The sequence below is a fragment of the Quyinboa sediminis genome, assembly GCF_042219855.1.
Taxonomy (GTDB): Bacteria; Bacteroidota; Bacteroidia; order Bacteroidales; family UBA5342; genus JBHJHP01.
The window spans coordinates 620,077-631,450 of sequence record NZ_JBHJHP010000002.1 but is presented as its reverse complement, the minus strand read 5'-3'; the positions used below and the strand labels follow the sequence as shown (position 1 = coordinate 631,450).

Below are 11,374 nucleotides of genomic sequence, written 5' to 3'. Positions count from 1 at the left end.
TTAAATAAAAATTGCATGCAATTAAAAGTGTTTAAGTGGGGATTTGATCTTGCATCTTTGTCATAGTCGAAACAAACGTTATCGTCTAAATTTTCCTTTTCAGGGTTTTTATTTCAATCCTTATTTTTCAGAACATTATTGCTATTTAACCGTTGTTTTGATACGATAATAAGTCTTTCAAAAATAACTGATAATTAATGAATAGCATTCAGTATTTAGGCGGCCTCCCACGAAATGTATGGATTCTCACAATTGCGCAAGCTCTTATTTTATCGGTAAGTTCAATGGTCGTTTTTGTAGGTGGTTTAGTAGGTTCGAAGTTGGCCCCGATGGAAAACCTTGCTACACTTCCGGTTGCAAGCATCGTGGTTGGAACCGCTGTCACCATTCCGCCCGTTACCTTGCTAATGAATACATTTGGTCGCCGGCATTCGTTTTTTATCATCGGAATATATTCTATACTCGTAGCTTTTCTGGCCGCTTATGCTATTTCAATTTCAAACTTTTATCTTTTTTGTTTCAGTACTTTTTTGTTCGGTGCAACCTATTCGTGTGTTATGCAGTTTCGGTTTGCCTCCATGGAAAGTGTTTCCGAAGAACTGATTCCCAGAGCTGCTTCAATGGTTTTGGTTGGAGGAATAGTAGCTGCTTTCCTTGGACCAGAGATAGCTATGTTTGGAAAAGACATACTTCAGGTTGAATTTGCCGGATCATTTATGTTGCTTGCCGGATTATTTGTTGTCGCACTTTTGTTTTTGCTGGGTTTTAAAAATCCGGTCATACAGGAAGAGAAATCAGATATTCCACAAAGGCCTTTAAAAGTTATTCTGACGCAACGCATATTTTGGGTGGCACTATTAAGTGCGACTATTGGCTATGCAGTAATGAGTTTTATTATGACCGCAACTCCGGTGAGTATGCACGTAATGGATGGACATTCTCTCGGTCATACCAAATGGGTAATTCAAAGTCATATTATTGCCATGTTTTTGCCTTCGTTAATTGCAGCCTGGGTGATAAAAAAACTCGGGATTTCCAATATGATGATAATGGGTTTAATTGCATACCTGATATGTATTGCAATAGCATTTACCGGAAAACAACTTGGGAACTACTGGGTTTCGCTGGTGTTGCTCGGGATTGGCTGGAACTTCCTTTTTATTGGAGCCACTACTTTGTTGCCACAGACATATCAACCAGCCGAGCGTTTTAAAGTGCAGGCCGTTAACGACTTTGTAATATTTGGAATTCAGGCACTTGCATCACTTTCTGCAGGGTGGTTTATTTTTGCAGTTGGGTGGAAAATGTTACTACTTATTAATTTACCGTTTATTATTTTTCAGATGATTGTGGTTGCGAGGTGGAAAATAAAGAAAGGCTCAACCATGTCCTGAGTTTTGTTTTGTCTGATTTCCTGATTGACTTTGATTATCTCAATGTCCTCAATCATGGTATTCAATGAATTATAGTCCAGGGCTTAATTATATCGCAAAGCCACTATCCCAATGGTTTGTAGTCACGGTGTCCTTTGCAATCGGGAATACAAACAATGCATCGGGATCTCCGCTCTCCTCTATTCATATCTCAAACTTTCAACAGGATTTTTAGTTGCAGCTTTCCAGGATTGAAATGAAACGGTCAGTAATGCAATTCCCAACGCCAGCAAACCTGCCAGGGCAAAAATCCACCAACTCAACGAAGTTTTGTAAGCAAAATTTTCCAGCCATTTATGCATGGCAAAGAATGCAACGGGTATGGCAATGATAAAAGCGATAGAAACCCACTTTATAAAATCTTTGTTTAAAAGAGCCAGAATTTCTGAAACTTTGGCGCCATTGACTTTTCGGATGCCGATTTCCTTAATGCGCTTTTCAACCATGAAGGTAATCATACCATAAAGTCCCATAACTGAAAGGATGACTGAAAGTAAGGTAAGAATTATAAATATGCTGACAGAGTTGTTTTCTTTGTCATAATAATGAGCCAAAGCCTCATTGAGAAAAGTGTAGGTAAAAGTATGATTCGGTTCATACTCTGACCATTTTGATTCAAGAAACTTCAATGTCTGTTGCATATTGCTGCCATTTATTTTGACAGAAATCACCCCATAGGGGATTACACCTCTTGAAAGAACGAGCGGCCCGATTGGCTGATGCAATGAATTAAAATTGAAATCCCTGACAACACCCACAATCTCACCCCAGCCTGTATTATACATCCTGAATTTCTTTCCAATCGGATCATCGCAATTCAATTGATTTGCTAATGTTTCATTGATGATAAAAGCCTGAATATTCTGGTTCCGTATCCTGGCTGAGGAAAAATCTTCACCTTTGATCACGTTGATATTGTAAACATCAATAAAATCGTTATCAACGAACATGTAGTTGGATTCCTGGCGTTTATTTTCAGGTTGCCCTTCATAAGCATAACCATTGCCCCATTCACTCTCTGCAAAATGCGTGTTGGAATAAGCAACGCCATTTACCGAAGGATTACGTTGTAATTCCTCTTTAATGACATCCAGATGACCGGATATGTAGTTGCTGGATGGTAATACCACCGTAAGTTCGGGATTATATCCAAGCTTTGTTGATGCAATATAATCTACCTGCTTGTTGATTATAACCAGGGCAATGATGAGCGCAATGGCAATTCCAAATTGTGCAATAATAAGAGACATCCGTGTTTTTTCACCATTTTTATCCGCACTGAACTTCTTTCGAAGGGATTCTATCGGTGTTAACGATGATAAAATAAGTATGGGATAAAAGCACGACAGAATAACAATTAGTACGCCAATGCCAATCATGAGGAAAGCAGCATTATACCAATTTTCGAAAAGAACATGTTGCCCTCTGACGAAAAAATTTTCAAAAACCGGAGTGGTATAGTGAAGAACAATGATTGCTATAAGGGATGAGATTAACAGTAAAACACTAGTTTCAAAAACCAGTTGGAAAATAAGTTTTGTCTTTCCTGAACCAATGATTTTTTTAACGCTTATTTCCCGGTGTCTTTTCGATAAATTTGCGATGGAAAGATTCACAAAATTGGCCGAGACGATAATCAGGATTAGAAAAGCGGTTAAAAGATATACCGTCAGATAACGGTTGTCGTATTTAAACCAGTTGATGCCTTCATGTTCAATATGAACTGATTTTAGATGGACATCTGAAAGTGGCTGTAACTCAAAGGTTACCTCATTACCCATCTTGGGCATGTGCTTTTCAACAAATGACTTTAATTTTCCACTAAGTGCCGAGGTCGGAATGCCGGGTTTAAGAATAACATAGGTTGTTGCAATGTGGTTGTAGTCGTTTTCCATGTTCCAGCCTGCTTCCCTTTCTTTCATTGAAAGCAACATATTGAAACGGATATGTGAGTTTTGTGGAAAATCGTTGACAACAGCAGTAATAGTATAGCTTTGGTTTCGTGTATTTGTAATTGTTTTACCCACGGGATCTTCATTTGGGAAAAGTGTATTGGCTGTGCGTTCTGAAAGAACTGCAGTATATGGTCGGGTGAGGGCATTTTTAAAGTCCCCGGCAACTTTATTAAATGTCAGAATTTCAAACACTTTATTATCAGCAAATAATACCGTATTTATCTCAATCGGTTTTTTGGCTTGAGATACCATAAAGTTTGAAGCCCATGACAAGGACGTCGAAGTCTCAATTTCCGGAATCTCTTTTTCGAAGACATTAACCATCCATTCCGGAATGGTAGAGCTGTAAGATATGTCCTCTCCCGGATAATACTTCTTTTCTACGATCCTGTATATATTCTTTTGCTTATTATGAAAGCTATCATAGGATTTTTCGTACATAACCCAGGACGATACAAGAAGGACAATGGTTAAAGCTATTGCAAATCCAATTGTATTGATAAAAAAATATGTTTTATCCTTTAAAAAAAAGCGAATTGTGTGCTTAAGGTGATGTCGTATCATGATTTGGTTATTTTTATTTTTTACTCATAACGTAAGGCCTCCACCGGATTCCTCGTGGCTGCTTTCCAGCTTTGCCAGCTTACCGTTAGCAACGCAATTCCCAACGCGAGCAAACCGGACAAAGCAAAAATCCACCAACTCAAATTAGTTTTGTAAGCAAAGTTTTCAAGCCATTTATTCATGGCGTAGTACGCTATCGGTGCGGCAATAACAAAGGCTATGACTACCCATTTTACAAAGTCTTTATTGAGCATGGTCATCACTTCTGAAATTTTGGCCCCGTTTACTTTACGTATACCTATTTCTTTGATTTTTAACAAAGAAGAGAAATAGGATACACCCAGCAAACCAAGAACAGCTATCAAAATTGAAAGCAGGGTGAGCAAATTAATAATATTACTAAACCTTACCTCGTCGCGATAGACCGATTTAATACGCTGGTCAAAAAATTCGTATTCGAAGATGGTTTCTGGGAGGTATTTTTTTGCCATTTTTTTCATCAATTCAACCGTTTCAGAAGGGTTACCGGTAAATCGGATAATTGCATGCGAGATTTTATCAGGGGCGTAGTGTGCCACAAAAGGCGTTATTGACATTTGCATTGATTTGTTGTGAAAGTCGTTAACCACACCACAAATCTGATAGTTTTTGCCTCCAAGTTTAATTGTTTCCTTCAGTGGATCTGTTATGCCACGTTGGTCAATAAGAGTTTGGTTTACAATGCATTGGTTTGAGGCATTTTCTTTAAAATCATGACCCTTAATGAAGGATATTTCCAACGTTTTGAAAAAATCATAATCAATATTGATAAACTCCGTTGTTTTTATTTGCTGGTTACCCATACTATCGGTAAATACTTCACCATATATTGTACTAAATTCAGACAGAGGAAGAGAGTTTGTCGCTGCCACATTTTTGATGTTTGAGTGCCTTAATATCTCGGATTTAAAAAGCTTGTAAGCATGAATATCGCCGGGTGCAATATTCATTGAAATGAGAGATTCTTTGTTGAAGCCAATATCGCTTTCACGCATAAAGGTAAGTTGTTTTTGAATAAACATTGAAGCCGAAATCAAGGCAATAAATGCTATTAACTGGAAGGTTAACAGTGAATTAAAAACAATTTTTCCGGTCCTTCCTTTACTGTATTTATTTTGTAGAATTTCAATTGATTTAATTTTTCCACTAATGAATTGATTAATAAATGTTGACAGTAAAATGACAGATAATAAGCATATTATTACCGCGGGAATGATTTTATTTGAATCCAAACTGGCATTAAAAGCCACTTCATTGCCGACGAAATTGAGAAAGTAGGGCTGTGTAAGTTTAAACAATCCAAGTGTAATGATACCGGCTATAAAAGAGTAGATTAAAGCAGAAGTTGAGTTTTTAAGCAATAAATGGAATCTTTTAGCACCAGAAATTTTTTCAATTCCCCAGTAACGCAGCTGCCGTGTTTTTTCAATCGTTGATAAAAGAACATAATTGATAATTGAAATCAGGAGGATTAATATACCCAATGTTGTAAAGATTCGCAGACGTTTGTTGACGTGTAATTTGCTAAGCACCGTTAATAGAATCTTTGGTGTACGTTTTAGCTTGGCAAGTCCGGCATATTCCTGTGATAACTTATTCGCAAACGCTGAAGGTTCAGTTCCAGGGAGGAGTTCTACATAGTTTTTACATTGGTAGTTCCAGTCCGATTTATAATCGTTTTTTCCCTGTGTTTGCATAAAGTGCGGCAGGCTTCCAATCCAATGCAAGCAAACATTAGAATTGCTTGGCGGATTTTCAATGACTCCGGAAATTGTATACTCAATTGGTTGTTCATTTACAATAAGAGAAACAGGGGAGCCAATAATGTCGATCCTGCCAAAGTATTTCTTTGCAATGTCTCTCGATATTATTAACGGATTTGGAAAATTAAAGCTCTCCCCTGCATTTCCCGCGATAAAATCGAAGCGGAAGAAGTTGAAAAAATCCTGTTCAACAAATCCAATTTCCGAATAGTCTGACTTGATAAGATTGTCTTCCTGTTTTATATATACAGGTGTTTTTTTGATATCGAAGCTTGTGCTCTTAACTACTTCAGGATAATGATCAGCCAGAGAGTTGAATAGTACATAGGGTAAAGGAGATTGAAAATAGGCTTCGCCAAACTGGTCTCTGCTTTCCAGACTAAACTTGTTTTCGGCAGAATCCTGAAAATGATCGAAACTTGTTTCATGCAGCACATAGTAACCTGTTACCATAAAAACCCAAAGTCCAATTGTCAGCCCTGCTATTTTAAGAACTGAAATATATTTGTTCTTCATCAGGTTGCGAAGTTCTCTGATAAAATACTGTTTAATCATTTTATATTATATTTTAGCTGTGTGATCTTGTTATAATATCTATTCTTTTAATAAATCTATTATTCATATCTCAGACTTTCTACGGGGTTTTTAGTTGCAGCTTTCCAGGATTGAAAGGATACAGTTAGCAATGCAATTCCCAACGCTAACACTCCTGCCAGAGCAAATATCCACCAGCTCAACGAAGTTTTGTAAGCAAAGTTCTCCAGCCATTGATTTGCGGCGTACCATGAAATAGGAGAGGCAATTATAAAAGCAACGAGGACCCATTTCACAAAATCCCTGTTGAGCATAGCCATCACCTCACCAATTTTAGCTCCATTTATTTTTCGTATTCCAATTTCTTTTTTGCGTGTATTGACTGTCAGCAATGTTAATCCAAAAAGGCCTAATGAAGAAATAATAATGGCGATAATAGCAGCATATCCAATGATCTGACTCCATTGTTCTTCAGACTGATAACGATTATTTAATTGCTCGTTCCAGAATTTGAGATCCATATTCTTATCAGGAATAATATCCTTCCAGGCATTGCGAATAAAAGGGAGCAAGGAAGCCAACTGTTGCGGCTGATATCTTAAAAAAATAAAATTGCTCCGAAAGCCGGTTGTTGGTTGTCGTAAAATAAGCGGCATGATCTCTTCTTCCATCGAATCGTAGTGAAAATCTTTTACTATGCCGGTAATTTGGTATTTGGTTCCACTTACGTTGATGGTATTTCCAATAGGGTTTTCTTTCATGTCAAGGGAGGCCAGAAGTTTTTCATTGACGATGACTAATTCATCATTGCCATTTGCTTCCCTGAAGTTTTCCCCATCAATGAGTTTTAGTCCCAATGTGGGGATATAATTATTGTCTACATTTAAAACTCGGGTATTAAACCAGTCTCCATCCTCTTTAATAACGGCGTCTGATGATCTTCCTCCCATATAGTCACGGTCTGTTAAAGTAAGATTGATTACCGCAGGGTAACTTTTTAACAGGTTCTTAAATGAAAGTTTTTCGCTTTTTGTCAAATGGTAAATCCGAAGGTTGATTATATTTTCGGAAGAGAAGCCAAGATCTTTGTATTTCATGTAGTTAATCTGGCGTACAACTGATATGGTGAGAATAATTAAAAGAATTGAAAGGCCATATTGCGTTGTGACGAATAGCCGGGTGGCGCCAACACTTTTTCCAAATTTTATTTTTTTAGTTGAAAGTAAATTGGGTTGAATGTTCACCAGCTTTAACATTGGTATAATGCTGGTTGAAAAAGCAATAATGAGCAAACAGCCAATTACAAAAAGAACAACCATTGGGATGTTAATCAGGCTTTTATATATTTCAGTTGGGGCCAGATCATTAAAAACCGGCAGAGACAATACACAAATAACAGTACCCAAAGCAAATGCGACAACAGACAGAATTAAATTTTCAGCAAAGAAAATAGTAAAGATATTCATCTTTTTTGCACCCAAAGTATTGCGAATTCCAACTTCTCCGGCTTTCTTAAAGGCTTGACCAAGCGAAAGCATGATGAAATTAATACATGCAATAACCAGAATGAGCAATCCAATAAGTGAGAGAATATATAAACTGGATTTGCTGTTATTACTTTCATAGTCCGAAAGAACATTGCTGAGATGAGTTTCTTTTAATGATATCATGAATGGTTGAAAATCGTCTGCATCTGCGAGTGCCTTGTGCCCCTGAAGACGTTCGGTTAAATCCTGATAATAGGTTTTTACAACCGAACTGACCAGTGCTTCTGAGTTCGCGTTATCTCCTTTTCTTTCAGTTTGATAGAAGATGATAGAATTTCCAAACGTATTGTTGGACTTTGAAAAACTCCCTTCATATTTATATGGAATTAAGGCACTGAATTGAAGGGTGGAATTTTCAGGAACATCTTCCAGTATTCCTGAGATTACAAATAACTGATGACCCGAATTCATAAAAGAGGCTGTTTTACCTATTAATTCTTCAGTTCTACACTTGCTAATGGCGCAGAGTTTTTCAGCCAGATTTTCTGTAATGACCAACGCGTTTGGATTTTTGAAAAACTGATCTGGATCTCCATAAAGAACCTTGAAACCAAACATTTTAAAAAAATCAGATTCAGTAATACACAAAGTCTCTTCCAGTTTATTGTTTTCAAAGTTCAGCGTTTGTTTTTGTGCACTTCTAAAGGCTGTACTCAATTTTATTTGAGGAACTTTTTCTTTCAGGACTTGTGATAAATCAGGATTCAGAGAGGCAGATTCATTTACACTTCCATTAGCCCACTTCACTGAATAATTTACCCTGAAAATATCGTCTGCGTTTTTATGAAAACTATTATAGTTATACTCTTGCGTTACATAAAGAAAAATCAATAACAGACATGCAAATGCAACAGATAATCCGGTTACTGTAATAATGGAATTTACTTTATTCTTTAGGATGTTTCGAAATGCGTAAGTTATGTTTTTATTCATGTCTTAATGTCTTTAATTATTCATACCTGAGTGCCTCAACCGGATTCCTCGTAGCTGCTTTCCAGCTTTGCCAGCTTACGGTCAACAATGCAATTCCCAAGGCCAGTAACCCGGACAGGGCAAAAAACCACCAACTCAGGTTTGTTTTGTAGGCAAAGTTTTCGAGCCATTTGTGGATAAAATACCACGCTATTGGACTTGCAATAACAAATGCCAGTGTTACCCATAGCAATAGGTCTTTGTTCAGGAGGATCATTATTTCAGAAATTTTGGCGCCGTTTACCTTTCTCACCCCGATTTCTTTGGTCCGGTTCAGGCTGATAAGGAAAATCTGTCCCAGAATTCCCATACAGGTTAAGATAATGGCCACCAGAGAAAAAAATGTAACGGATTGAGCCAGCTTATCATCTTTTTTATACATCGCTTCAAACTGAACATCGTAAAATGAAAATTCCATTGGAACGTCCTTTAAAAGCGTTTTCCAAACCTGCTTTATCTGTGCCATTTGCTGGCCTGTATTTCCCGGAGCCAGTCTTAACGAGAGCGAACCGAATCTGTAATCCGGGTCATACATTAACATTAGTGGTTGAACTGCAGCGTAAAGCGATACTACATTAAAATTATCAACAACACCGACGACATCATACCCATCTCCATAGTTGTATTTTTTATTCTCTATGTTTTCCCAACCGTATGCTTTTATGGCGGCTTCATTCATCATGCACGCCTTCTTTTTGTCCCCGGGAAGGAAGTTTCTGCCTTCCTTTAAATGGATATCCATCGTTTGAAGAAAGTCGTCTGAAACGTGGACGCAATTCATTAAAAATGGTTTTTGGTCATCCCCACTTCCCATTCTGAGTTTTATCCAGCCCGGATGTCCGTCACTCAGGGTGGCATCGGTAACAAAGGGGAGCCTGGTCATCGATTCCCGAATCAAATCCTGATGTTCGTATTGGTAAGGTAATTCAAGCCTGACGAGATGTTTTTCATTGAATCCCAGGTCGTAATTTTTTACATAATTTAGCTGCTTAAAGATCATTATCGCGCCTGTTATCAATGCTATTGATACAGCCAACTGGAAGGTCAGCATAACCTGTTTTCCAAACATTTTTCCGGTTTTTTTGCGTGATCCGGATAAGAACTCAGTTATACTAAAACGGGAAATGACGTAAATGGGGGCAAGACTGTTTATGACCACAATACCTGCCAGTAAGCCCAGAAAAACAGGAATTATCTGGGAGAAGTTAATATCTGAAGGAAGAATTTCCCGGCCAAAAAATACGTTTGTATAAGGCATTAAAAGAAAGGTAAACAAAAAAGCCAATGCCAATGAAATAATTATTCCCATCGAAACTTCAATCAGAGAGTCCAGCAAAAGTTCTTTCCGGCCTGCTCCGCTTGTTTTATTAATTCCAATCTCCCTGAACTTCGCATACTGAACCGAGATGGTATAATTCAGATAATTGATGCTTGACAGGATCAGTATCAGTATAGCAATGGAAAGAAATACGATCAGCATCCTGGAATTTCCTTTGCTGTGTGCATCTTTAGCGCTCAGAGGAGACAAATAGATGTCTGATAAATTCTGAAGAGCCAGGCTTTCCGTATTGGCATTATAGTCATCAATAGTACTATTTAAGGTTTGAGTAAATTCATCCGCATCAGCTGTTTGATTTAACTTAACAATCAGGTTGGTCGGATAGATACATTTTCCATCTGCACATTCCTGTGAAATTTGAAAAGCCTTATTTTCACAGTTCAGAAGCAGTTCGGCCTTAAAACTTGAATTCTCAGGTATATCTTTTATAACAGCAGAAATCACACCTGTGAACCTTTCATGTTTTATGGTTCTTCCGAGTGGGTTCTGGTCTCCATACATTCTTTTAGCCATAGATTCTGAGATAGCCAACGAATTGATTGTATTAAAGGGCAGGTCGGATGAGCGCTGCAATATATCGATGGAGAATATACTGAAAAAGCTGTTCGTAGTACTAATAATTTGATCCACACGTGTATATGCATTGCTTTCAGTATCCTTAATGGTAATAGGAAAGCCGGATGAATATTCCATTGGGCATACGGCCTCCACCTGGGAATAATGTTGTGCCAGAATAGGGTAAAGCTTATAATCCAGATTGAACCTATCCCGATTTACGTCGTATACGCGGTAGATGTTTTTATAGCCTGGAAAATTTGCGTTTACATTGTGTTCGGCATTGTAGTATAAACCGATTAGGATACAGGCGGTAAATCCAATGGAAAACCCACCAATGATCAATAGGGAGTATAATTTATTTTTCAGGAGATTTCTGAAGGCCAGTTTTATTTTAAAGCGTAACATAAGCTCTTCTTTTAAAATGTTGTTTTTTAAAACTCAAACAACGTGCCTTTTGCTTAAGTGGCATTATACCAGGAGTATACAAATTTAAGAATAATCCGGAATGTCAAAATTATTAACAAAAGGTGTATGATTATTTGTCAAGTTAGGGTCTCCCTATAAGAGAGGCCCTGACTATTTTTCCAATTTCTAAACTTTTGTCAGTTTTCCACCCCTACCCCTAAGCTTGGTAGCCCTGAAGGGGATTAATCTTATCTATGGTTCGCTT

General features: G+C 37.6%; 5 protein-coding genes. 1 reads left to right on the top strand and 4 read right to left on the bottom strand.

What is annotated here, in order from left to right; all coding sequences use genetic code 11:
- The first annotated feature begins 197 nt into the window (after window positions 1-197).
- Entirely contained in the window at window positions 198-1,394 is a 1,197-nt protein-coding gene (locus tag ACE1EF_RS07680; RefSeq protein WP_375720053.1) for an MFS transporter, read from the top strand.
- A gap of 179 nt (window positions 1,395-1,573) precedes the next feature.
- On the opposite strand, the gene ACE1EF_RS07675 is transcribed toward ACE1EF_RS07680, so the two are convergent.
- The 4 genes from ACE1EF_RS07675 to ACE1EF_RS07660 are packed head-to-tail and all read right to left on the bottom strand — an operon-like array spanning window position 1,574 to window position 11,109.
- The gene (locus tag ACE1EF_RS07675) at window positions 1,574-3,952 is read right to left on the bottom strand and encodes an ABC transporter permease (protein ID WP_375720052.1); all 2,379 of its coding nucleotides are present in this window, start codon (window positions 3,950-3,952) and stop codon (window positions 1,574-1,576) included.
- Between the two features lie 20 nt (window positions 3,953-3,972).
- Entirely contained in the window at window positions 3,973-6,309 is a 2,337-nt protein-coding gene (locus ACE1EF_RS07670) for an ABC transporter permease (protein WP_375720051.1), read from the bottom strand.
- A 59-nt stretch (window positions 6,310-6,368) separates the two neighbouring features.
- On the bottom strand, window positions 6,369-8,768 hold the full coding sequence (locus tag ACE1EF_RS07665) for an ABC transporter permease (protein ID WP_375720050.1): 2,400 nt from the start codon (window positions 8,766-8,768) through the stop codon (window positions 6,369-6,371).
- Window positions 8,769-8,784: 16 nt separating this feature from the next.
- On the bottom strand, window positions 8,785-11,109 hold the full coding sequence (locus tag ACE1EF_RS07660; protein ID WP_375720049.1) for an ABC transporter permease: 2,325 nt from the start codon (window positions 11,107-11,109) through the stop codon (window positions 8,785-8,787).
- Between the last annotated feature and the right edge of the window lie 265 nt (window positions 11,110-11,374).